Genomic DNA, 23,035 nt, shown 5'->3' with positions numbered 1-23,035 from the left:
ATCCGCAAGATTGCGAAGCAAGGCATTGAACGCGTTTATTTCGCTCCGGCGGCATCTCACACCCGCGCAGGTCATCATCTACTTCTCTATCCTCTGTTTCTTTTCGCCGCCTGTGCTGGGATCGGTGGTGAGCTTCGTGTTTCATGGCGGCGCAGTCTGGTCGGTTCTGCTGCTGGCCACCAGGCGGCGGTGCCTCAACATCGACCGTCCGATGCTTGCCATGACCATTGCGATCTATGCCTACTGTGCGGCTACGGTTCTGGCCTCGATCGTCAACGGTACGCTGCGGGCTGACGTCGCGCATTTCCTGCCGCTGATCACCTTGCTGTTCTTCCCGATCTCCTATTCGACCTGGAGCATCATCGATAAGGCTACCCTTGCGCGCATTGCCGTGCTTGCGAGCGCCGCGGCCTGCTGCGGTGCGCTGGTCCTGGCCATTGTCCAATATTACTGGTTCGGGATGCTCAGGGCCGAAGGGGGGGCTGGAAATCCGATCGTGTTCGCGACGGTCACATGTCTCGCCGTGATGATGTGCCTTTCGGGCGCTCTGTCTGGAACAGAGAAGGCTTGGAGGCCACTGACTGTCGCCGCACTCGCCGGCGTCGTAGCGACCGTTTACTCGGGCTCGCGTATGGTTTGGGTGGCCTTGTTGATTGCCGTTGTCGCCATCCTCGTGGTCAATCGCCAGAGGTTCACTCGAGCGAATATGAGGCGGCTGCTGGTAGTAGCGGGCGCTTCCGGCTTGTTAACAGCTGCAATTACGTCTCCGATCATCGTGGATCGTACTCATTTTCTTTTCGATGACTGGGAGGCCCTCAGCACCATAGGCGATCATTCCACTCCACTCGGATTGCGGGTTGGACTCTGGGACATAGGTCTCGATGCATTTCGCGAAGCCCCATTTTTCGGCCACGGCATTGCCGCCGGCCGGGCGCTTGCACAGCAGGGGTTTAAGGAGCGATTTGGGACGAACCAAGGTTTCAATCACTTTCACAACGGCTTTTTGACCGCTCTTGTCGAGGCCGGGTTGCTTGGGGTTCTGGCTCTCGCGGCAATCTTCGGCGTGGCGGTCTGGAACGCAGCAAGGGTCCTGCGCCGCAGCGCCGATCCAGTAGAGCGGTTCGGTGCGACCATGATCGTCGTCACCGTCATCATCTATGTCATAGGCGGCCTGACCGGCATCCTTGTCGGCCATGACATTCTCGATTCGACGCTGATGGTATTCCTGGTTTGCGGAACATATCTGGCGTGCGGGCGAACGGTGTCACCGATCGTGAAAAGCTCCTCACAGGTTGGATTCTTCGAGTGACCAAGTCCTGGTGTGCAGCTGCGTGTTCCCCAGACTCCGGACATTTTCCAAAGAACCTCCGCTTCTAGTGCTCCGGCACCCTCAGCCGTCAGCGTAAGCAATGTTCACTTTCAGGAAACGCCAACTCCAGACTGTACGGCCGACATCAGGCGCAAAGCTGCCATTCCGTAGAAGATAAATGCGGTCGGCGAGCGGCTGGACCAGCTTCTTGAATCAACTTTGGCGAACCGCCTCGTAACCCGTTGGCGAATAGCGATTGTGTTAGTCGCGGAGGGACAGCACTTTCAATAGAAACTCAAGGATTAGCGGCCGGTTCGCCAACCCATATCCGTCGTATGTTCTCGTATGGTCTGGCGAACCCATAAACCAAGTGGAGGAATGAACCCTCCTCTCGGAAGCAATACGGCTTGCGCGCGTTAAACGGCAACTGCTCGACTTAGTAGACCTTGAAAGCACCCGCATCCGCTCGTGCATCCAGGTCGGTGATCAGCATGTGTCCCGGCGACACCGTAATCGAGATCGCTAGTTCGGCACGAGCAAGCGCGTCTTGGGCGGTCAGGCTGCTGGCCCAAAAGACCGGGACCTCCCCCTCCATGATTTCGACCGCATCTCCCCAGTCGGGAGCCATCAAATCTCTTATTCCAATGATCGATGGATCCCCGACATGGATAGGAGAGCCGTGGGCATGCGGGAAGCGTGCGGTGAGGACGCGAACCTTGTCGACGTCGCAACGCCTTATTGGGCGCATGGAGACGACCATTTCACCACCAAAGGGTCCGACGCCGTGCGTCTCGATCCTGGTCCGGAATTTGGGCAAGGCTTTGCCACTACCGATGCTGCGGAGTTTGATGCCCTTCCCGGCAAGGGCGGCTTCGACGGTAAGCGAACTGCCGAGCGCGAAAGCGGCAAAATCATCCCGCCACAGGTCGATGATGTCCGTTTTCCGGCGGATCACTTCCCCGAAGCAGTAGATGTTATATTGCGGCGCATCGGTTCGGATATCGATGTCACCCAGGGCTGGAAGCAATGGGCTGCCGGCACGGCTCACGCCCACCAAAGGACAGGGTTTAGGATTGCGGACGCAAAACTGATGGAAATCGCCGGCAAACCTGCGGGGCACAATCACCACATTGGCCTGCAGCTTGCCGCCCGCAAGCCCTCCTGTGTACCCTTCATAGGCGCCCGTTCTAACCAGCCTGCGCAGCTTATCCGCATCGACCAGTCGTAAATTGTCATAGATCAATGCGGTGGTCTGGCGAGCCATGGCCTTCGAGAGTATGCATTTTTACAGGCATGTCGGGAGGGCGTAAGATCATCGGCGGGTCGCCCGCTTGTCAAATTGTCAGAATCTTTCATCAACGATAAATTGTATTTATTGGTCGGCCAATAGAGACTGCCGTTATCATTAGCGTTTGCGAATAAAGCTTTTGGTCATTGGCATGAGCGGCAACCTATCGCTTCTATCTGGCGACCTGCCTCGTGCAGAAAGCCGAGGTCGCGGTTCATGTAGAAGAGCAGGAAAGCCGCGTAGAGGACGAAGACGAGGCTGAAGACCAGAGTCTTTGCGACCAGCGAAAGCGCAAAGACATTCAGGTGAGGCGAGGCGCGCGCCAGGAAAGCCAGCACGATGTCCGACAAGAGCATGCTGATGACGAGCGGGAAGACAAGGGTCAGCGCCATCATCAGGATGCGGTTCAGCAGACCGAGGAAGATTTCGGCTGCATCCTTGCTGAACACGGGCAGAAGTTGGTCGATCGGCCAAAGGCCGTAGCTGTCGTAGAGGCTGGTCAGGGAAAGTTGCAGGCCACCGGCCGCCAAATAGAGCGTAACCATGATGACGGCGAGCAAGGTGCCGGTGGCGCTCGTCTCATGCGTCATCATCGGATCGATCAACGTCCCCATCGTGGAACCGCGCTGCAGGTCCAATATGTCGCCCGCGGCCTCCGCCGCCCAGAACGGTATGCCCATTGCCAGCCCGAGCGTTACCCCGACCACGACCTCCTTAAGCATGTACAGCACGATCATCGTCGTCGTGATGTCGGTGCTCGTCAGCTTGCTCACGATCATCGGAAAGACCGGAACCGCCAACGCTAGTGCCACGCCGTTGCGCAGAAGCCCGGACAGCGGCACGCGCGAAAAGAGTGGCATCAGCAGCATGAAACCGGTCATGCGTGCGAGCGCGAAAGCGCCCGCCAGAAGATAGAACTGAAGCTCTTTGACCGATGTGAAGAGTGGTTCGACCGGCATCCGCGTGCCTCAACGCGTGACGATGGGGAACTCGTCCAGCGCCGTCGAGGCCTGCTGCGCGATCTGCTGGCCAAGCAGCGGGCCGAAGACCATGATGACCAGCAGGATCACGACCAGCTTGATCGTCTGCGGCAGCGACTGATCCTGGATCTGCGTCAGCGCCTGGGCAAGGCCGACAAGGATGCCGACGGCCAGCGCCGCAATGATCGCCGGACTGGACGCGAACAGCACCGTCAGAAGCGCGCTTTGGACCTTGGCCAGGATGAAGTCATTGCTCATGCAAAACCCCCAGCATCAACCGTAACTAAGGATGAGGCCATGCATCAGCCGCGACCAGCCGTCGATGGCTACGAAAAGGAACAGTTTCAGCGGGATCGAAATGAGGACCGGCGAGACCATGATCATGCCGAGCGTCATCAGGACGTTGGCGACAACAATGTCGATGATGAGGAAAGGGAGATAAAGCAGGAAGCCGATCTCGAAGGCTCGGGTAAGCTCGGAGGCGACAAAGGCGGGAACGAGGATCGACAGATCGTCGTCCTTGAGGTTCTGCCGCGCCTGTTCCGGCCACAGGCGGGTCGTTCCATCGAGAAAGAACTGCCGCTCTTGCGGCTGCGTGAATTTCATGAGGTGTCGCTGCAATGGTTCCCTGACCAGTTGCGCCGCCCTGGCGAGGTCGTCCGTGGTCTGGAACTGAACCTGCCCTTCCTGAAGCCGGCCCGACATCTCGCTCAGCAACGGCGTGGTGACATAGACCGTAAGCACGAGCGCTATGCCGTAGAGCACCAGATTGGGCGGCATCTGCTGGACGCCGAGCGCGTTGCGGATGAGAAACAGCACGACCGAAATCTTCAGGAAGCCGGTCATCGTGACGACCGCCAGCGGCAGCAACCCGACGACGCCGACGGCGATGAGAATACCGAGCAGGTTCGCCGAATTGTCAAGCATTGTCGAACATACGGACGATCCGCACGCCCAGGCTTTCCGCGATCCGCACGATCTCGCCGCGGCCGACACGCCTGCCGTTGGCGATGATGTCGACAGTCGCCTCCGTTACCTCGGCGAGCGCAACGACAGCGCCGGGCGCGAGCTGCCTCACTTCGCCCAGAGGCATTGCCGTGCGGCCGATCTCGAAGGCGAGAGCGACCGGCAGCTCGTCCAGGGTCGATTCTTCCAAAGTCTGGCCGGCCGGCGGCGGCGTGTTCTGGTTCATGCTCCACTCCCAATTCGATCCAGCGATTGCAGTCGGCGCGGCAAGCAATTGCGGCCCGCCTTCAGTCAGGGCCACCGGCGCATAGAGGTGCTCGGCAATGATAAGTGCCGCCATGCGTTCTTCTTCCGCATCCTGGAAAAGCACCACATCGTCAGCCTGCAGGCTTCGAAGCTCGCCGAGGGTGATCGTAAGCGCGCCACGCCGGAGGCAGACCGGCAGCGGAAATTCCGCCGGGATCGGCGGCCTTGCTTTGCCGATCTCGTCGAGCAGGCGGCCGATCCGCACCGCAAGGCCGGCGTCGTTCGTGTTCAAGACGCAGTCTATCGTTTCGTCCTCGCCGGTCAGGACAAAGGCGAATGGGGGTTCGCCCGAAATGGTATCTGCCGGTTCGACCGAGGTGATCGCGATCCTCTCATCCAGCTTACCCTCGGTCCATTCGAGAACGTCTTCGAACGCTGCCTCCAACAGCAGTGCGGCGTGAGCGGGCGCCAGCCGTTTCATGTCAGCCAGTTCATCCACCTTGGCGAGACCCCGTTCGACAACGGAAAGCGGCAGGCGCAATTTGCCCGCACTGTCTCCGACCGTGAACGCAATGGTCCACAGCCGCCGGCCCTCAGGGTTCGGCTCCGGCCAGACGGCCGCGATCGCCATCGCCTTCCCGGCAATCGTGATCTCGGCGGGAGCACGGCGGCGGTAGAAGGCGTTCAATGCCCCAACGTCCGCGGACGATACGGATTCCAATTTCAACCGCTCGCCAGCGCTTGACCGTGTGGCCGCGCGTTTCGCTGGTTTTACCCGCGCTTTCGTTTTTGCCGAGGCGGAGGCTTGAGGCATCGCATCCATAGTCACGGTCACGGATTGGGTTATCGTTCCGGGGGCGAGCGCGGTGGGCCGCGCTCCTCTTCCTCGGAAAGCTCGGCAAGCGCCAGGCGACGCCGCGCCGTGCGTTTGGTCAGATGCTCGAGCAGCCCGTCCAGCTTCGTCACGGCCTTCATGCTCGCGCGATGATCCTTGCGGGCCGCCGACAACTCCACCTTCCGTCGCTGCTTGGCGACACCGGCCATCTTCTCGTTTTCCCGCAACTGCTCGGTTCTTCTGGCGGCGATTTCGAACCGCCCCTGAAGCCGGTAGAGGCTGGCCGCTTTTACAGGCTGTCCGACCAGCGCACCGAAGGCTGCATCTTCGGCGTCGAGCATGCGCTGGAGGTGCTCCGTGACCGCGGCGGCCGCATCCTGACCCTCACGTGAGGCCCGGTGCGCGGCAGCGTGTCTTCGGATCACCTCTTCCTTTGCGCGCTCTTCACGGCGGTGCCTGAGGTCGCGCAATAGAGCGATCGTGTCACGCTCCTTCATGGACGATCTCCCGCATGCGTTGACGTGTTTTCTCGATGCTCTCGTGCGTAGCTGATGCCTGGCGCAGGAAGGCGTTGATGGCGTCGATCTTCATCACCGCCTCATCGGCCACAGCATCGCTGCCCTTTTCATACTCACCGACGCGCAGGAGGAGTTCGATGTCGGCGTAGCGGGCAAGCAGCTCGCGCAGGCGGCTGGCGTCAGCCCGATGTGCGGACGGCACAACCGCATCCATCAGGCGGCTTCGGCTGCGCAGGATGTCGATGGCGGGGAAATGGTTGCGCTGCGCAAGTTCGTTCGACAGGAAAACGTGGCCATCGAGAAGCGCCTGAATTTCCTCGGCGACCGGATCCAGCGTGCCGTCGCCTTCCAGAAGAACGCTGTAGAGGCTGGTGATGGAACCGACGCGGCCGGGGCCGGAGCGCTCGAGCAGACGCGGCAAGACCGCGAACAGCGAAGACGGAAAACCGCGACGCGTCGGTGGCTCGCCCGAGGCCAGGCCGATCTCGCGCTGCGCTCGGGCAAACCTGGTTATGTTGTCCATCGCAAGCAGCACGTGCTTGCCCTGGTCGCGAAAATATTCGGCAATGCTGGTCGCCACATAGGCGGCCTTGACGCGCTCGATGGCAGGCCGGTCGGAGGTCGCGACGACGACGATTGCCCGCTGCCGCCCTTCCGGTCCGAGCTGATGCTCGAGGAATTCCCGCACCTCGCGCCCGCGCTCGCCGACAAGGGCGACCACGGCAACATCGGCATCGGTGCCGCTGACGATGTCGGAAAGCAGGATCGACTTGCCGACGCCGGGTTCGCCGAAAATGCCGACGCGCTGTCCGCGCGCGCAAGTGAGCAACCCATCGAGGGCGCGGATTCCGAGCTGGATCGGCTCGGAAATCAAACTGCGCTCGAGCGGAGACGGCGGATAGGCATTGACCGGATAGCTGCCGACAATGCCATCCGGCGAGAGCGGCTTGCCGTCCAATGGCTCGCCGAGCGCGCTGATCACCCGACCCAGAAGGCCAGGACCGACGGGCACCAACTGCTCCTTTCCGGTCGCAACGACCTCGGTCAGGCTCGATAGACCGGTCAGATCGCCAAGTGGGACAAGGATCGCCATCTCGTCCATGAGACCGACGACCTCCGCCTTGGTCGTCTTGCCGGTCCTGGGGTCGACCAGTTCGCATATCTCGCCGATCCGGGCCTCCTCCACGGTCGCGTGTATGACCGTGCCGGTAACCCGCCGCACTCGCCCCTTCCTCGGCCGGCTGGCATCGTCGCGGAGACCGGAACGCAGGTTCGGAATGATGGATGCCAGACGGCTTTCGATGTCAGCAACGGGCGCCGTCATGGAACCTTGGCCTTCGCCGAAATCGCGGCCGCTATGGCATTCAGCTGCGCGTCGACGCTTGCATCGACCACCGCAAAGTCCGTCGAAACGATGCAGGCTCCCGCCGCCAGCGCATCGTCCGCGTCGATCTCGACAGTCATGCCCAGATCGCTCTCGCGCAAGACCGCGTCCAGTTGATCGCGAACCCTGTCGACGGAAGCTGGATGCACCCGGACCTTCAGATATTTGGCCCGGCGAATTTCTGCTACGGCCTGCCTCGCCGCCTTGGCAACAAGCATGCTGACGTCGAATTCTCCCAGCATTCGCCTGACGACGTCGAGGGCAAGGCTGATGACTTCGGCTTCCAGCCCACCAAGATAGCGATCCACCTTGACTGTTGTTTCGCTTACCAGCCGCGTGGCATCCGCATCGCCTTGCGCCTTGCCGTCTTCATAACCCTGCGCATATTCGGCCGCGTAGGCTCGCCGGGCGGCGTCGCGCAGCTGCTGGGCATCACGCCTCGCCTCGTCGAGAAAGGCGTGTCCATCTTGCCAGGCGCGTGCCTCTGCGGCGCGCAGGATGCGGGCATAAGGGCGCCTTGGCGTGTCAGTGGTCGCAGTGCCCGGTTCGACCATCGCGCTAGCCCATCGCTCGCCGGACAATCGCCGGACCGGCTTCGGCAAACGGCTCAGCCGTCTGGTCGACAAGCTCGTGCGGCATCAGCTTGAGGCGAACCCGTATGCTCATCTCGCCAGGCATCGCCTTGCACCACGCGCCAAGACAAGCCAGGCCGTCGGCATAGACACGCGAACGCATGTCATCCATGGGCTCCAATGGTTGCATTGGACCGGCCAGATCGCGGTTGGCGACCGCGAACGTGCAGAGATCGGCGCCAAGTGCTGCCTGCAACGCATCGGCCTCGCGTCCGTCAATGACAGCGGCCAGGTTTCCGGCCCAGTAGATCGCGCCCGAACGAAGCGCGAGTTCCTCCAACGCCTCGCTCGACGCCAAGGCGATCGCTCGATCCACCTCGTCGGCCGGCTCATCGACCGCGCAAGAGAGCCGGTAACGCTCCAGCAGAACCTTTGACAATCGCTGATGCAGGCGCGCCGAGTGCAGCATGCGCTCGCAGGCGGCCTCGCTGATCGTGCCGTCAAAGCATTCCGCCAACCGGGCCGCATCCGCATAGGATGCGGGGTTGGAGATGAACGCCTGCCATTCCGGGCTGACAGCCTGCTCCGAGCCGGTCTGGGTCATGTCTTCTTCACCGGCATTGCCGAAGCGTCGAGCGCATAGACATCGGGCCGTCGATACCACTGGACATAGGCCAGCCGGGCAGCCAGCGCGAGGATGGCCGCCGCCATGCCGTAGAACAGCCACATCGCGGCGGCGACGCTATCCGGATGCAGCCAGAGGCCGAGGAAGGTCGTGAAACCTGCCTCGCCGGTTTCCTGCTCGGGGGCCGTCGCGGCGACCGGAATGAGGGTCACTGAAACGTTATCGTAGGTCAGTCCGGCGATACCCTTGGACACCAGCATCTTCACCTGCGGGATCAGCTCATTCATCGGAACGGATGCGCGATGCCGGATGAAGACGGAGGCGGACGACGGCACCAGTTGCTGTCTCAGCGGATCGTTTTCGGGCAGGACGAGATGAACGCGCGCGGAAAGCACGCCGTCGATGTCCGAGATCGTCTGCGAAAGCTCCTGGCTCAACCCATAGATCATCGTCGCCCGCTCCTCCACTGGCGAGGACACAAGCCCATCTCTCTTGAACACCTCGCCGAGCGTCTGGAATTCCTGCTTGGGCAAGCCGCTTTCGTCGAGGATCGCCATGGCTTCGGCAAAACGGCCCTTCTGCACGGAAACCGTCATCTTGCCGTCCTTTCCAGCTTCGCGCTGGGCCGGAATCCCGCGACGCATCAGCGTGGCCACGATCTCGTTGGCCTGCTGCTGGTTGAGGTTGGAATATAGCTCCACCGAGCAGGCCTGGAGCACAAGCATACCCATGACAACGAGCGCGACGCGGCACCGGGCGCCGCATCGGCTCAATCGCGTTGACCGCCGCGGCGAGGCTAATCTGGGCACGAACACTCCGCGGCGCCTACTGTTGCTTGATCAGCGTGCTGGTGGACGACGTGACGGCCGTCACGCTGCTCGTCACAACTTCGAGATTGGCTGCCGCCCACATCACCGAAATCGACCGTTCGAGAAGTTGCTCGGCGTTCTTTGCCGGGGCGTCTTCGCCATCTTTGCCTGACGTCTTGTCGGCGGCATTCTGCGTGGCGGCCGTTTCAGCATTCACGGGGGCGTTCGCCTGGCCGAGGGCTTTCTGGACCTGCTGCATGGTTCCTTCGAGCGAATGAACGGCAGAACCGAAAAGAGCCGACGGATCCGTGAACACCCCGCCCCCAGCCTTCTCGACCTCGGCCAGATAGTCGAAGAGCTTGTGTTCGACGATCGGCTCGGTCCTTTCCGAATTGGAGAATTGTCCGGCCATTGCTGGATTGGCGTTGGATGATGCCTGCGCCACTTGCTGGCCTGCGCGTGTGGCGCCATCGCTGCGCTCAGGCGTGTTGACCTTCGCGGCGTCGTGCTTTTCCTGCTTGGCGCCGAGCATTCGGTTGCCAGGCTGCGCTGCGGCACCGGCGGTCATCTGCTGTTGCGAGCTTATGCTGGTGGTCAAGTTTGCAAGCGTAGCCTCCAGGGCTCCAATCGGTGCGATCTGCATGAACCTGCCTCCCGTTCCCTAGTTCTTCTTGGTGGAGGGGACGTCATACGCCTCCACCTGCCTTCCGCGGAAAACGCGGACCGAAACAACCTTGCCCGGCTCCGGCTTCGTGCCCGTTGCCGCGGGAACCCCGAGCGTTTTCCTGACCAGTTCGATGTAGGAGGGCGGCCCCGATACCGAGACGACATCGTCTTGCTTGGAAACCTTGATCGGAAACCTCGGATCGATGACGCCCAGCCGCGAAAGCCGATCTTCGGCGCCGGCAGCCGTGTTTGCATCAAGCGGGATCATTTCCGTCTGGATTTCGGCTTCGGTTGCCACGTTCATGACAATGCCGTCGAAATACCAAACCAACCCATATCGATTGCAAATCTCTTCCAGAAACTCGCGGGCCGTTCCCACCGGCATGCCGGCGCTGAGGCGCCCCTTTACAAGCTTGCTGACACGCATGGGCACCCGCATGTTGCGGCCAAGCTCGACCAGCGCGTCTGTCACCGACTGGTCGACGGTGATGTATTTGTAGGGGCCGGGAGGCCAGCGTGGTTCGGAAGCGCAGGCCGGCCGCACGGCAAGGCCGAACGCCAGGACCATCGCAAGGCTGCAGGCGGCAAAGGCAGCCCTTGCTCCCGACAACCGATCCGCGTGGCAGATACCGCGTCCCGTCAACGTCAGTCCTATCGCAAAGGGACGCACGAGCGACGGCACGCATCGCTTGTCCCATGGTTTACCCGCCAATTCACTCTATCGTGCGCACCGTGAAATTGGAAGTCCAATTGGATTGTATCTGTGTATTCGGTGCCAAATGTTGCGAACAGTGAGCAAAGCGATATTGTGCGCGCTGGAATCAGCTGAGACTGGTCCATGATCACCGGTTCAACGCCAGGATGCAGAAAGGGATCGGTCTCGGTGGCGGCAAACAAGATCCTGCCTGCGGGCTTGACCGCTGCGGCATTGGTTGCGGCCATAGTGTCGGCACAGGCCCAATCGAACGACGGCTATGACCCTAGAAGTTGGACTTACGATCAGGCGAGAAATGTGCTGGTCTCCCCTTCGGCTCCCGACCAGACGTCGGACGAAGGAACCCTGCCGGCTTGGTCCGTGATCCCCAGGCAGGTCGTGAATTTCAGCGAGGCTCAGCCAAAGGGTTCGATCGTGATCAACACCACGGAGCGGCGCCTTTACTACATGCTTGGGGGACGGCAAGGCACTGCGATACGCGGTGGGCGTTGGCAAGGAGGGGCTGGAGTGGTCCGGTCGCGATTCCATTTCGAGCAAGAAGGACTGGCCGGATTGGCGGCCGCCGGCAGAAATGCGATCCAGGGAAGCATCGAAAGGCCGCTTCCTGCCTTCGCGGGTCGAGGGAGGGCCGAACAACCCCTTGGGCGCGCGCGCACTCATATCGGCAACACGCTTTATCGCGTCCACGGCACCAACCAGCCATGGACCGTCGGACACGCCAACTCCTCCGGATGCATCCGCATGACCAATGAAGACGTTATCGACCTATATGACCGGGTAAAGATCGGCGCCCAGATTATTGTCCGGCACTGACTCGTGATCCCTTTCAACATCAAGCAGCTCGAAACCTTTCTCCTAGTGGCGACTTTCGGAAGCTTTCGAAAGGCGGCGGAGCGCCTCAACACAACGCAGCCGGCGGTATCCACCCGAATCGCCGGGCTGGAGGAAGCGCTGGGCGCCAAGCTGTTCGAGCGGCAAAGCAGCACCGTCAGGCTGACCGCCGAGGGACAGCGGCTGCTGCCACCCGCGCAGCGGGTCCTGCGCGTTGCAGAACGGCTGCAACTGGCGGCCAGCTCTCTTTCAGAGACGGCAGGGGTGCTGAGGCTCGGGGTTGCCGAAACCATCGTGCACACATGGCTTCCGGATTTCCTGAAGGAATTGCAGGCAAACTACCCGCTTGTCGATGCGGATATCGTCGTTGATGCGACGACCACCCTGCGCAACGAACTCATGTCCCACCGGCTCGATCTTGCGGTGCTGATGGGGCCTATTCTGGAATACAGCATCGAGAATATGGAACTGCCATCCTTTCCGCTCGTCTGGGTCTGCTCGCCGCAATTGAAACTGCCGAACCGACGCAAGCTGACCCTGGCTGATCTGATGCAATTTCCGATCATCAGCTATGCGCGCACCACCAGACCGTACAGCGAACTCTACCGCAAGCTGACCGGCGAACTGGAAGAGACGCCGCGTATCTTTCCGGCCAATTCGCTGGCCGCTTCCATCAAGATGACACTCAACGGTATCGGCATAGCCTCCCTCCCCGAGGAAGTCGTCCAGGATTACACCGCTAGCGGCAAGTTGCGCATCGTCGACTGCGAATGGCATCCGTCCGACTTGCAGTTTACCGCCTCCTACTCTTCCGAACCCTCCAATCCGATAGCCGAGCGGGCGGCAAAGCTGGCCGCCTGCGTGGCACACGCCTATGCCGCGAGGACCGGCAAGGCCGAGGACGCCGCCGGAGGCTAGGCCGGCCGTTTCTCAACCGACCGATGTGACCGGCAGATAGATGCGGTCGCCCGAGAAGATCATATCCGGGCTCAGGATATGATCCATGTTGAGCACCACCGTCTCCGCTACATCCGCTGAGTGGGTCCTGGCGATCAGGCGAATGCTGTCGCCGCTCTTGACCTCGACCCACTGATAGCCGTCCTTCTCCAGCGTCGGATTCGTGCGGCCCTCGGCATTGCTGCTGCCGTTGGGATGAACCTCTACATAGTCGCCGGAAACCCAGCCGCTATGCATTTTTCCGTCCGGTCCGAAACCTTCGACAGGTATCCAGGCTTCTCCCGACGGATCGATCGAAGGCTTCGCGGTCTGTTCGACGAACGTGCCGGGCTGCAGGACCGTGACCACGTTCGAATTGCCGTCAGGCTCCGTCCGCAGATTCAGCCCGTCATCCGCCGACACCACGAGCTGCGGGAAGTCTTCGGGCCGGGTTTGCGTTCCGCCTGGAACATCCGATGGATCATCGGGCTGCTGGGACGACGCATCCCCACCCGGCTTTTTCGGATCGGGTGGAGATGTCGGCGCGCCCTCCCAAGGCTTCGCCAGCAGGGAGTCCAGCGAGAAGAGAAGCATTCCAACGCCGAAGGTGATGCCCAGAGTCCACCGATCCCACGCACCCCATCTTTTGTCGGACTTTTCCGCCGCTGCGATATCGGCATCGGTTCGCGGCACTGACCGGCGATTCATCCGGTCCGTCCTTATCGCCGATGCCCAGAATTCCGCGCAGCCGAACGTGAACAAGCTGCCCGCGACCGTGGCGATCGGCGCCGGCCAGGAGTGCAATGTATAGACGGCGCAGCCAAGCACATAACCGGGTCCAGCCAGATGTTCGGCCACATTTCGGATCACCGGTCTGCCGGTGAACGACTGCAGCATCGACTTCGTGCCATAGACGACGTTGCCGAGCGTGAAGGTGCTGTTGACGACAAGATCCTTGCCCTGGATCAGCCCGGTCGCGGCACCTGGCGCCGCGGCAATGAATGTGGCCCCGCCGAGCGCGTTGAGGAATCGCCCGAACGGCTTGTTATTAGCGGTTGCGTTGGGGAAGATCGCCTGCGTGCCGAAAACGAAGCCTCGCACGCCAAATGCCACCGCTCCGGCAGTCGCGCTCCAGGTTGGCGGCAACGAACTCCACAACACGTAGGAAGTGGTCGACATGCCGCCAAAGGTCGCAAGTGCCTGGGCGTTTTCGCGCATCCTGGCATGGCTGAGGGCCAGATCGACACTGGTGGCCTGATCCGGCGACATCGCCTTCTTGTGGGTGGCACGATAGGTCGTCAGTTGCAGCACCGAGAGGGCGTTCGTCTGATCCCCGCTCATCCACCCGAACTGCTCAGGCGTGAACTTGCGGAACTGGCCGGGGCTCATTTCCTCGAACTGTTTTGATGTCGCCGCTTCGATCTGCGGCTTGGTCAGGGCTTCGATGTGGTGGATCGTGAAAGCACCCCATTGATCGCGCGTCAGCACCGGGATCTGCTTCTCGGTCAACCACGGCAGTTGCCCGGGATCGAGCTTCGCCACGTCAACGGAATCGATCATGCTTTCGGGGATCGCCCGAATCTGGGCCTCGGTGAGGTTCTTCAGCAATCCGGCCTCGCCCAGATCCTTGAATTGCTGTGACGTGAACTTCGCGACCTGGCCGGGCTTGAACCACGGAACCTGGCGCGCTTCCAATGTCGACATGTCAACGAACTCGACCATCTCTCCTTTGGTCGCCCGCACCTGTGGTTTCGTCAGGTGGGGTGTCAAACCGGCCTTGCCGAGATCCCGGAACTGCTGGTCGGTCATATTCCGGACGTGGCCCTCGGTCAGCCAGGCAATCTGTTTCGCCTCGAGGCCCGCGATGTTGACATAGCCTATCTTGGCCTTCGGAATACCGCGCAGCTGGCCCTTGGTCAGATAAGGCAGCAAGCCGGCCCGATCCATGTCGCGGAACTGCTGTTTCGTCAGCTCGGCCACCTGCTCGCGCTTGAGCCACGGAATCTGGTTCGGCTGGAAATCGCCCATGGCGAGATCCGGCACCTGGTCAAGCGGAGTCGCTCTGACGCCATCTCTGGTGAGCGCGTGGCCACCGGAAGCGCCACGTATCCACGGCAGCACGACGGCTTCACCCGTGTTGGGGTCGTAGACCAGTATATGCGTCTTGTCCTGCACCTCCGGAGCATCGGCCGGGGCGCGCGGTCCATCGGAAGGCGGCACGTAAACCTGTTCGGGGCTCCTCGGCTCCGTGCCCAGCATTGCCGCGACGATCACCTCGCCATTCCTGTCCTGGAGACGGATGGTTCGGCCCGCAGCGACCTGGTTCGACGCCGGTTGAGATTGCGGTGTTGCCGTGGCGGGCTTGCTGTGTCCGAAGATGTTGCCGACAATCCCCGCGTCATCGAGCGCCCGCTGCAATTCCGCGGAAGGCGGCGCATCGAGGAAAACCCAGCGCGGCTGATAGGCCGGGTTCTCGTCGCGCAGCGCTACATCCTTGTTGATCTGCTCCTGCAGTTTTGGCGTCAGCGGCACTTCGCGCATCTGGGCGACACCGTTGATGGTCGTCCAGCGATGGTAGGTCTTGACCTCGATGGCCTCGATCACGTCCTGGCTCTTGAAGACAGGCGAATCCACGTAGCGCCCGCCCTCGCCGAAGACGGGATGCGGGCCGGTCGGATTGGCCGCGACCGGGAAATGCGCCTCTCCAAGCGACCCATTGAGTTCGCGTGTGTAAGTCTCGCCGGCTTTCCATTTTTCAGGCTGCCGCATGTTGCGGACCTGTTGCAGCGAATAGGTCGTCGGCGGCGCAGCCTCGATTGCCTTCCTGGCCGGAGTTGCCTGCGACGGCTCGGCTTCTCCCTCCGGCCGCCCCTGGCTGCCCGGCACATGATCCTCGGAGGCACCGCGCACCCATGGCAGGACGTATGCTTCTCCCGTTTCCGGGTCCCGGAACAGGATATGAGACTTGTGCATCAGTTCCGGCTCGTCGCCGCGCGCTTTTGGTCCATCGGCCGGCGGCACATAAACCTGTTCCGGGCTGCTCGGCCCGGTGCCCAGTATCTCGGCGACGATCACATTGCCGCTCTCGTCCTGAAGCTGCAGGGTTCTCCGCGCGCCGGCTTCGGTCGCCGCGCCGGTCTCGGCGGAAGCTGGTTTCCCGGCCGACGCCGCGTTGGCGACGCCGGCGGCCGCGTCTTGCCCAGGCGGGGGCGTTGGCCGTCGAAACCAAAGAGGCCTTGTTGAAGGCGAAGGAGCAACTCCATGCACTTGATACCAGCGCGCAAGCGGCTGCTGCTGGTCGGATGGCGCCAGATAGGTAAATTCCGGCGGAGGCATCTCTATTGGTTTTGCCTGTGTCTCGAGGAAGTCACGGACGGCGCTCATCGCGCCGGGTGGAATGAAAGCCTCATCCTCGAGTGACAGCAAAGTGGATTGGCGGAACGCCTCAATGTCGGCCTTCTGGCTGGGTGTCGCGGTCGTTTCGAGTTCATCCAGCCATTTTGCGAAAGACGCCCGGCCGCCTCTCGGAAATGCGAAACCTCCTCCCCTGTCGGCACGCTGGTCGAGTTCATGCAGCCAGCGCGGAACCGCTATTTCCACAGGCAGTTTGTCGTCGAAGGTAAATCCACGTCTAACGAAATCGGCTTTCGCGACGATCGGGGCGACCTCAGGCAAATTCGTTCGGTAAAAGAACCTGATTTCGCCCGTGAAGGCCAATGGCAATTGGAGGAACGGGACGGAGGGCACGTGCAACTTGAGGGCCGGGCTCCGCACCGCAAGCGTGACGTCAAGTGTCGCCGCGACAGCCTCACGCTTGCCGAAAAGGTTGACATAGATCGGGCCGCCCGAGCGAACATAATGATTGTAGGGCGCAGGCAGTTTGCGCAGTAGAATGCGATCGGGACTCGGCAGGAATTTGTGGAATGCCTCGTTGACGATGACCTCGAGCCGGCTTGCGCCGGCATCCCACACGCGTCGACTTTTTCCCGTGAGATCGACAATCGTCTCTCCCAGTGCCAATCCGGGAACAGCAGATTGCCGCATTCCACTTCCTGAGCCAGGAATGAACAATATCGATTTCTGAGCATCGATTTCGCCCGACGCCACCAGTTCTCGGATGGTGCTCATGTCAGGATTGTCGGCAAGAGCCTCCGCCGTGTGCTTGTCTTTCACGACGAACTGGGCCCTCAATCGGAGGCGATCAAGCACTCCCCTGTTTGCGTCGACGAATTCTGAATTGACGATCGTTCCCTTGGGCAATGTTGCGTTCATCGCCACTTCGTAGCGCTTCTCGATACTCAGCAAACTCGTCAGGTAATACTTGTCCTCCAGATAAACTTTTCGATACGGAACGTCGCCGTCGAACTCTGAGAATTCTGTTTTGCCGTCAGCTGGTTGACGCAGAAAGTCGCTTTCACCGTCCTTCAAAATCGCCCGCTTTGAGCGGAGGGCGAGGGCGAATGTGAGCTCAACGGCCCAACCCTTATTCCCCGTCGGACCCTCAACACGGGCAGAACGCGGCATCACCGTAAAGACAGAGTCTGAGGCGTCGCCGAACAGCCCTTGACGGGCCGCGTCGAGAAGATCCTGCCCTTTGAATTGAAAGGCAGTCTGGCGCTGAACCTTAAGGCCAAGTTGGGCGAGCGTGATATTGCGATGCTCGTTTGGGCGAATGGAGATTCCCAGTTCTTTGCCGAGAGTATAGCGTGCGGGTTCGAGCGACCGGTATTTGACGCTGTCGGCAAATGACTGCCAAAGGGCACGATAATCGGTGCGTGTCCCGAAGCCCACCATGTAGGACCGCCAGGTCGGCGATCCCAGTTGGAATGCCTCAGGCACACCCGGGATCGAATGGACAGCCAGGTTTAACGGATCGGAGTTGAACCGGACTCGTCCGAGCGCGGATATCCTGAAATCTCCCCAGTTCTTCTGTTTGGCCGGCATAACGCCTGCCGGTGGGTTGGCGCCAGGAGCTGCGCTTTCGTCCACTGTCCTCCGCGGCGTTTCTGGAATGCCAGCCGGACCATAGCGCTCGGCCAGCTCACGGCTGGAATAGTAGCTTTTCTCCTGCTCGTATCGGGTCACGAGCTGTTCGGCAGTCAAGCCGTCGAGATAGGCCGAGGGTGCTTTTGGATCCTTGCCGCTGGTGTAGACATACCCGCTTGTGTCGCGTTCAGGCGTGCCGGTGAAGCTGCGCGTGTTCGAATCCCACACGAGATGCACGGGGGCGTCTGTCACGCTCGGCTTGCTCGACACGATGATGGGATCGCCGTCAGTGTGGTTGGATGGGCTTCGCACGGCCAAGCCATCTGGATCGCGGCCCGGCAGCATCGTCGGATCACCGCCTCCAGCGCCGTCGAATGGCCCATGCAAAACGATCGGCCGCGACGGCTGACTGTTGCCTGATGGATCGTTCTTGTCGCCTGTCGGTGGCGGCTGGTTCTGACCCTCTGACTCGCCGGCCGGCAGCGCGCGCTGACCAACTGGATTTCCGGCTCCCTCCCGAGCGCTGAAACCGGGCTCCTGCTGGCCGCTGGCTTCGCTGATCACCTCGCCGTCGATAACGATCTCATTCGGATCCGGCATGACCTGTTCGCCGGTGGGCCTGTAGACACCGTCCTGGCCCATCTCGTAGACGGCCCGCGGTCGCGGCCCCGAATCCGGTCCGCCCGGCGGTGGAAAGCCCGATGCGGGAGTCGCGTCGCCGCTCCGAGGACCAGCCGCCCCCGGCATGTTGTACAGCAGCGAGCGGCCGCCCAGGCCCGTGCCGACCGCGCCGGTGCCGATGCCCATGATGGCGTTCGCAAGTTCGGCGAATGACATTTCACCGCCGTGCCTTGCCAGATCCTCCGCCGATCTGGCAAGCACCGGGATACCGGTGACCACGCCCCCGGCATCAAGGCCCCAGGCTGCGGTAGTCAGCTTGCTGCCGCTTTGCAGATAGCTCGCTGCCTGTTCGGCATAAGAGGATTGCGTTACGTTTACGCGCAGTTTGCCAATGCCCCAGCTGGCGTCGCTCATGCGCGCCATCCCGAACCCGCCTGCAAACGCCTCGGACGTGGACAAGCCGGCCCTTGCCAGGCCGAACGTGCGCAGGGCACCGGCTCCTACGGGCAGGAACGCGGTCACTCCGGTCGCGATATTCCAGGCCGATTGACCATCGAAGTCGCCGCCCTGAAGCAGGTGCTCACCTTCCTTGTAGAGAGTCTTGCCGCCAAGAGCCGCACCGGAGGTGATCGCGATAGGAATGGCCCATTGACCGCCTGGAATGAACGAGACGATGGTGGCGGTGCCGGCCACGATGCCAAGCCCGATGTCGGTGGCCTTGTCCCAGAAATCCACCTTGCGTGCGTCGGCGATCTCCACTTCGTCGAGTGAGAAGCCGTCGGCGCCAAGTTTCATGTCGCCGCCCTTGGCCAGGATCAGCTTGCCGCTCTGGCTGAAGATGCGGTTCTCATGCTGGAATTCGTCGAAGCTGCCGTAGTATTTGCCGGAGCTGTCGACATAGCCGATTTCCTTTCCGTCGTTCTTGATCGCGAACAATGCCGTCGACGATTCCATCCCGCCATCGAGCGAGAAGATCGGCACGACCTTGACCTCTGCGTTTTCGCCGGCACGATCGGTGATCTCCTCGGTAACCTTCGTGACCCCCTCGCTCGATGCGTCGAGACCGAGCGCGCGGGCAACCGCGCCGCTGAGTTCGCCAGGCCTGTATTGCTTGTATTCGCCAGTGAACCCGTTGTCGTACAACTGCTTGAACTGAACCTGGTAGCTGGCCAGCGCCTGGTCCTTATGCTCCTTGAAGTAGGTGTCTTTGAGCCGCGCCTCATGCTCCTCATTGCCATATGTCAGAAGCTTGGGGTTGCTTGCATAGAAGCCGTACCAATCGCGCGCCGCCACCATCGCAGGGCGGACATCCTTTTCCCAGGTCTCCAATTGAGACTTCTCGGTTTCTGCCAAACCCCTGTCGATTTCAGCGGCCGCCACTTCGGGGTGTACCCAAAGCCACTGGCCATCCATCTCGATCCGGACCGACTTGCCACTGGCACCGATTGCGCCCGCTCCTTCCTTCTCGTAGGCAGCGGCAACCTCCGGTGCGACCCAAAGATCGCGGCCGTTTACGGTGATCTTGACCGGCGCCTCGCCTGGTTGAAGCGTGCCTGTGGGGGCTTCGGCGGTTCCCCCGCCATGTTTGGTTATCGCGTTGTCGCGCGCCGTCGTCGCGTCGACGAGCTTGGTTTTCGCATCTTTCAGCTGTGCGTCGAGCCGCTCGACCTGCACGCCGATGATCTTGGATTTGGCCGCCGCCAGCGCCGATTGCGAACCTGTCCCATAGGGCGTGCAGACCGAAGCCGACGCCGACGTCGAGGTTTTCGTCGACGCCAACAACGCCTGCCACTGCTTGTTGAGCGGATCGTTGCGAAAATCATCCCTGATTTTCTTGTCGCCGAGATCGTACGTCAGAGCATATTTCAGGACTGGCGTGTCATTGCCGTGTTCATCGGTGAAAACATCATTCTCATAGGTGTTTACGAGATAGAGCTGTCCATTTTCCTCGATCACTTCCTGCGATTTCAGTTTGCCCGTGTTCTCGCCAGCACCGTTCGTGTAGCCGTCCCAATCAAAATGGTGCGGATTTCTCTGCATCGCTCGCGCGATCAAGGCTTGCTTGATCGGCTCGACCTTCACGGCAAGGTCGGCCGCATTTTTTTGCGCAACTCCAAATTCCTGATACGCCTCAGCCAGGGTCACCTGGCTGGCTGCCGCCTCCTGCAGCCCTTTCAGGCCCTCGAGCCGACCATTGATTTCGGTATGCTCGGGGCTGCCTGGCTTGGCCTCGGCAAGCTCCAGCTCTGTCACACCGACCATCTGGTCGATCGTGGCCTTGTTGCCTCGCGCAGTGTGCAGCGCCGCGTTGATAAAGAGCTGCGTGACTTCGGCGTGCTTAGCCTTGCCCTGCAGGTTGACTTCCTCGCTGGTGGGCCCGCCGGGCTTCCCTACGGACGGCTTGCTTGGATCGCTGAGCACCGGCAGCGTTGCCTGCTTGCCTATTGCATCAAGGAGGCTCCTCTTGCCCTCCTCGTACTCAGCCCTGGCAGTGCTGGCACTTTGAAGCATGTTGTTGGCGGTGGTCAGCCGCTGTTGTGCGTCTGCAAGCGTGCCTTTCGGCTCGGGAGCCTGCCATTGCAGCCCATAAGGCGCCAAGACCTTGTCGAGTGTCGTCTCGGCACCCGTCATGGCTCCCTTATATTCCGGATCCAGCGCATAGACGTCGAGTTGGGCTCCGCTCTGTTCAGGCTTTGCCTGTGCTTCGCCGAGACGCGCTATCACAGCGTTTTCGGCGGCGATCGCCTGCGCAACTTTCGGGTCGAACCATTGCCAGCTCCCGTCGACCATCAGCGGCACCCATTTGCCGCCTGACGGAGCCGTAGCCGACGGCGGCTCGCCGAACGCGCCAACCGATGTGGCGCTGCCGTCGAGATTCGGCGTCGCAGGCTTGCCGCCACCATATTGCTTGATCGCGTCCTTTACGGCTTGCTGCTTGTCTGCGACTTCCTGGGCAAGCTCGGGACTTGCCCCACCGAGCACACCTTCCAGAATGGTCTTCAGGACCGTGTCGGTCTTGGCCTGTCCGGGATCTTTGCTCTGCGGGTTGATCGCTAGCAGCAGTTCGGCCAACGCCTGCTGCGCCGTGCCAACCTCGATCTTCAGGTCGCTGCCGGTCGTGTCGTTGTGCAGCGTCATGCTGCCATCGGGCTTGGTGGTCAGCGTATAACCGTTGAAGGTGATTTCTACGGTCGTGCGCGTACCGTTTTCGATGGTGATCTTTTCGCCCGCGTGGATGACGTCCGGGTCGCGAGACGAGCTGAAAAGCTCCGGATTCGTCCGTCTGAGATCATCCAGCGATACGCCATATTTCCGCGCGATCAGGGTCAGGTTGTCGCCCGGCTTGACCTCGTACTCGACAGGTTTGCCGCCATTGATCTTCTCGGTGGTGGTCGTCGTCACTCGGCCGTCCTTGTCGGTGACGATCTTGGTTTCGGTTCCGGCCTTCGGATCGACGATCGTGGTCGTGGTTTCGCCCGTCTTGGTGTCGCGCACACTGCTGCGGGTCTTGCCGTTGCCATCGACGGAGTGCGACGTCTCCTTGCCGTCGACCGTGGTCGTGACGGTGCGCGCGTCGTGCTGATAGTCGTGAGAGTAGACGGTCTTGTCGCCGCTGTGCGGGTCGACGATTTCGACCGACTGCACGTCGCCATTGTCGCTCGTCGGCTGCTGCGTTTTGACCTGATAGCCGGCGGCCTGCAATTCGGCGATCACCTGTTCGTTGGTGAGGCCGTTTTCCTGCGCGATCTGCTCGATGCTTTTTCCGTCGGCAAGGTCCTGCTTGATCTTCCCGGTGCTTGCCCCGCCCGGATCCTGGGAGGCCGCCAGTATAGTCTTGCGGCCGTCCGGACCGGTGACGGTGGTGACGGGAAGCGACGGGCCGGCGCCCGGTGTCACCGTTTCCACCGAAGCCCCGTTGGGCAGCGACGTCCGCTCGGTGACGGTGCCCGTTCCGAGATCGTCTTCATAGCGCGTCGTGATGGCGCCGGTGTCGGAATTGTAGCTGCTGGTTTCCTTGCGTCCGAGCCCGTCGCGGACCGGCGTGGTGGTTGCTGCGCCGTTGGGTTGTTGCTGGATGCTCGTATAGTAGCTGTCGTGCTGGTAGTCGTAATATTGCGTGACGGTGCGGCCGCCGGCATCGGTGATCTTCGTCGTCTGAACGTCGCCATTGCCGCTTGTCGGATCGGTGGTCGACACAGTCATCCCGCCGGACCTGAGCGCGGCGACAACCTGTTCGCGCGTCATGCCCCGGGCAGAGGCAATCTGGTCGATGCTCTTGCCGCCGGTGACATCGTTGACAATGTTGCGGGCGGTCGTCGCTTCCGCGGAGTTGTCTTCGGGCTTGCTTCCGTCAAGTTTCACCTGCGTCAGCGTGGGTGCCCCGAGATCGGGCCGCATGTAGAGAGCCGGCGTCACCGTCGTGCCGTTGCCGGATGTGCCATTGCTGGCGTTCACGACGTTGACACCCGGCGCCGCCTGAGCTGCTGCCGGCGGCGGCTGAAGCGAACTCAGTTGCGTGTTGAGCTGCGCCAGTTCCTGGCGAGCCTGTGCCGCCCAATCGCGCTCGCCCATTCTGTTGGCGAGCCTGATCTGTTCCCTAAGCTGCGCGGCCTGCGCCTCCAGCCGCGCTATCTGCGCGGCGTTTGCCGAGGCGTTGACCTTTTGCGGCTGGACGGGCGGCTTGTTCAGCGTTATCGGGCGAACCATCTGGACGACCTCCGGAAATCACCGTTGCCGGCAGCCTGGCT

General features: G+C 61.5%; 16 protein-coding genes. 3 read left to right on the top strand and 13 right to left on the bottom strand.

Going from position 1 to position 23,035, the window contains the following annotated elements; translation table 11 throughout:
- Positions 1-25 precede the first annotated feature (25 nt).
- Complete coding sequence (locus JG743_RS10230; RefSeq protein WP_202300080.1) at positions 26-1,309, top strand: O-antigen ligase family protein; 1,284 nt, start codon at positions 26-28, stop codon at positions 1,307-1,309.
- Positions 1,310-1,745: 436 nt separating this feature from the next.
- Here JG743_RS10230 and JG743_RS10225 read toward each other — a convergent pair whose 3' ends face one another.
- The 12 genes from JG743_RS10225 to JG743_RS10170 all read right to left on the bottom strand — a co-directional run bounded on the left by JG743_RS10225 (position 1,746) and on the right by JG743_RS10170 (position 10,766).
- Positions 1,746-2,573, bottom strand: a complete 828-nt coding sequence (locus JG743_RS10225) for a D-glutamate cyclase family protein (RefSeq protein WP_202300079.1) — start codon at positions 2,571-2,573, stop codon at positions 1,746-1,748.
- Between the two features lie 167 nt (positions 2,574-2,740).
- Positions 2,741-3,556 carry a type III secretion system export apparatus subunit SctT gene (gene sctT, locus JG743_RS10220; RefSeq protein WP_202300078.1) on the bottom strand — a complete coding sequence of 272 codons (816 nt, stop codon included), beginning with the start codon at positions 3,554-3,556 and terminating at the stop codon, positions 2,741-2,743.
- A 9-nt stretch (positions 3,557-3,565) separates the two neighbouring features.
- A complete protein-coding gene (locus JG743_RS10215; RefSeq protein WP_202300077.1) occupies positions 3,566-3,835 on the bottom strand; it encodes an EscS/YscS/HrcS family type III secretion system export apparatus protein in 270 nt (89 codons plus the stop codon).
- 15 nt (positions 3,836-3,850) lie between these two features.
- Positions 3,851-4,504 carry a type III secretion system export apparatus subunit SctR gene (gene sctR / locus JG743_RS10210; protein WP_202300076.1) on the bottom strand — a complete coding sequence of 218 codons (654 nt, stop codon included), beginning with the start codon at positions 4,502-4,504 and terminating at the stop codon, positions 3,851-3,853.
- Positions 4,497-5,612, bottom strand: a complete 1,116-nt coding sequence (gene sctQ, locus JG743_RS10205) for a type III secretion system cytoplasmic ring protein SctQ (protein ID WP_202300075.1) — start codon at positions 5,610-5,612, stop codon at positions 4,497-4,499. The genes sctR and sctQ overlap by 8 nt, the downstream gene beginning before the upstream one ends.
- 20 nt (positions 5,613-5,632) lie before the next feature.
- A complete protein-coding gene (locus JG743_RS10200; RefSeq protein WP_202300074.1) occupies positions 5,633-6,121 on the bottom strand; it encodes a hypothetical protein in 489 nt (162 codons plus the stop codon).
- Complete coding sequence (locus tag JG743_RS10195) at positions 6,108-7,466, bottom strand: FliI/YscN family ATPase (protein ID WP_202300073.1); 1,359 nt, start codon at positions 7,464-7,466, stop codon at positions 6,108-6,110. The genes JG743_RS10200 and JG743_RS10195 overlap by 14 nt, the downstream gene beginning before the upstream one ends.
- The gene (gene sctL, locus JG743_RS10190) at positions 7,463-8,080 is read right to left on the bottom strand and encodes a type III secretion system stator protein SctL (RefSeq protein ID WP_202300072.1); all 618 of its coding nucleotides are present in this window, start codon (positions 8,078-8,080) and stop codon (positions 7,463-7,465) included. The genes JG743_RS10195 and sctL overlap by 4 nt, the downstream gene beginning before the upstream one ends.
- A 4-nt stretch (positions 8,081-8,084) precedes the next feature.
- The gene (locus JG743_RS10185) at positions 8,085-8,702 is read right to left on the bottom strand and encodes a SctK family type III secretion system sorting platform protein (protein ID WP_210388521.1); all 618 of its coding nucleotides are present in this window, start codon (positions 8,700-8,702) and stop codon (positions 8,085-8,087) included.
- Positions 8,699-9,532, bottom strand: a complete 834-nt coding sequence (gene sctJ, locus JG743_RS10180; protein WP_274608528.1) for a type III secretion system inner membrane ring lipoprotein SctJ — start codon at positions 9,530-9,532, stop codon at positions 8,699-8,701. Before sctJ ends, JG743_RS10185 begins: the two co-directional genes overlap by 4 nt.
- A 16-nt stretch (positions 9,533-9,548) precedes the next feature.
- Positions 9,549-10,175, bottom strand: a complete 627-nt coding sequence (locus tag JG743_RS10175; protein WP_202300069.1) for a hypothetical protein — start codon at positions 10,173-10,175, stop codon at positions 9,549-9,551.
- An 18-nt stretch (positions 10,176-10,193) separates the two neighbouring features.
- Positions 10,194-10,766, bottom strand: coding sequence for a type III secretion protein (locus JG743_RS10170; RefSeq protein WP_202300068.1), 573 nt, complete (start codon positions 10,764-10,766; stop codon positions 10,194-10,196).
- A gap of 270 nt (positions 10,767-11,036) precedes the next feature.
- Between JG743_RS10170 and JG743_RS10165 the strand changes: the two genes are divergently transcribed.
- The gene (locus JG743_RS10165) at positions 11,037-11,726 is read left to right on the top strand and encodes a L,D-transpeptidase (RefSeq protein ID WP_342215710.1); all 690 of its coding nucleotides are present in this window, start codon (positions 11,037-11,039) and stop codon (positions 11,724-11,726) included.
- 3 nt (positions 11,727-11,729) lie between these two features.
- A complete protein-coding gene (locus JG743_RS10160; RefSeq protein WP_202300067.1) occupies positions 11,730-12,662 on the top strand; it encodes a LysR family transcriptional regulator in 933 nt (310 codons plus the stop codon).
- Between the two features lie 12 nt (positions 12,663-12,674).
- Here JG743_RS10160 and JG743_RS10155 read toward each other — a convergent pair whose 3' ends face one another.
- The gene (locus JG743_RS10155; protein WP_202300066.1) at positions 12,675-22,994 is read right to left on the bottom strand and encodes a LysM peptidoglycan-binding domain-containing protein; all 10,320 of its coding nucleotides are present in this window, start codon (positions 22,992-22,994) and stop codon (positions 12,675-12,677) included.
- Between the last annotated feature and the right edge of the window lie 41 nt (positions 22,995-23,035).

The sequence above is a fragment of the Mesorhizobium sp. 131-2-1 genome (assembly GCF_016756535.1).
Lineage (GTDB): Bacteria > Pseudomonadota > Alphaproteobacteria > Rhizobiales > Rhizobiaceae > Mesorhizobium.
The sequence above is the reverse complement of the archived record's forward strand: the minus strand, read 5'-3'. Positions and strand labels throughout refer to the sequence as shown.

Coding starts and splice junctions, on each gene's coding strand:
- JG743_RS10225 (WP_202300079.1), bottom strand. CDS start 2,573: ATGGCTCGCCAGACCACCGCATTGATCTATGACAATTTACGACTGGTC.
- sctT (WP_202300078.1), bottom strand. CDS start 3,556: ATGCCGGTCGAACCACTCTTCACATCGGTCAAAGAGCTTCAGTTCTAT.
- JG743_RS10215 (WP_202300077.1), bottom strand. CDS start 3,835: ATGAGCAATGACTTCATCCTGGCCAAGGTCCAAAGCGCGCTTCTGACG.
- sctR (WP_202300076.1), bottom strand. CDS start 4,504: ATGCTTGACAATTCGGCGAACCTGCTCGGTATTCTCATCGCCGTCGGC.
- sctQ (WP_202300075.1), bottom strand. CDS start 5,612: ATGGATGCGATGCCTCAAGCCTCCGCCTCGGCAAAAACGAAAGCGCGG.
- JG743_RS10200 (WP_202300074.1), bottom strand. CDS start 6,121: ATGAAGGAGCGTGACACGATCGCTCTATTGCGCGACCTCAGGCACCGC.
- JG743_RS10195 (WP_202300073.1), bottom strand. CDS start 7,466: ATGACGGCGCCCGTTGCTGACATCGAAAGCCGTCTGGCATCCATCATT.
- sctL (WP_202300072.1), bottom strand. CDS start 8,080: ATGGTCGAACCGGGCACTGCGACCACTGACACGCCAAGGCGCCCTTAT.
- JG743_RS10185 (WP_210388521.1), bottom strand. CDS start 8,702: ATGACCCAGACCGGCTCGGAGCAGGCTGTCAGCCCGGAATGGCAGGCG.
- JG743_RS10175 (WP_202300069.1), bottom strand. CDS start 10,175: ATGCAGATCGCACCGATTGGAGCCCTGGAGGCTACGCTTGCAAACTTG.
- JG743_RS10170 (WP_202300068.1), bottom strand. CDS start 10,766: ATGGTCCTGGCGTTCGGCCTTGCCGTGCGGCCGGCCTGCGCTTCCGAA.
- JG743_RS10165 (WP_342215710.1), top strand. CDS start 11,037: ATGATCACCGGTTCAACGCCAGGATGCAGAAAGGGATCGGTCTCGGTG.
- JG743_RS10155 (WP_202300066.1), bottom strand. CDS start 22,994: ATGGTTCGCCCGATAACGCTGAACAAGCCGCCCGTCCAGCCGCAAAAG.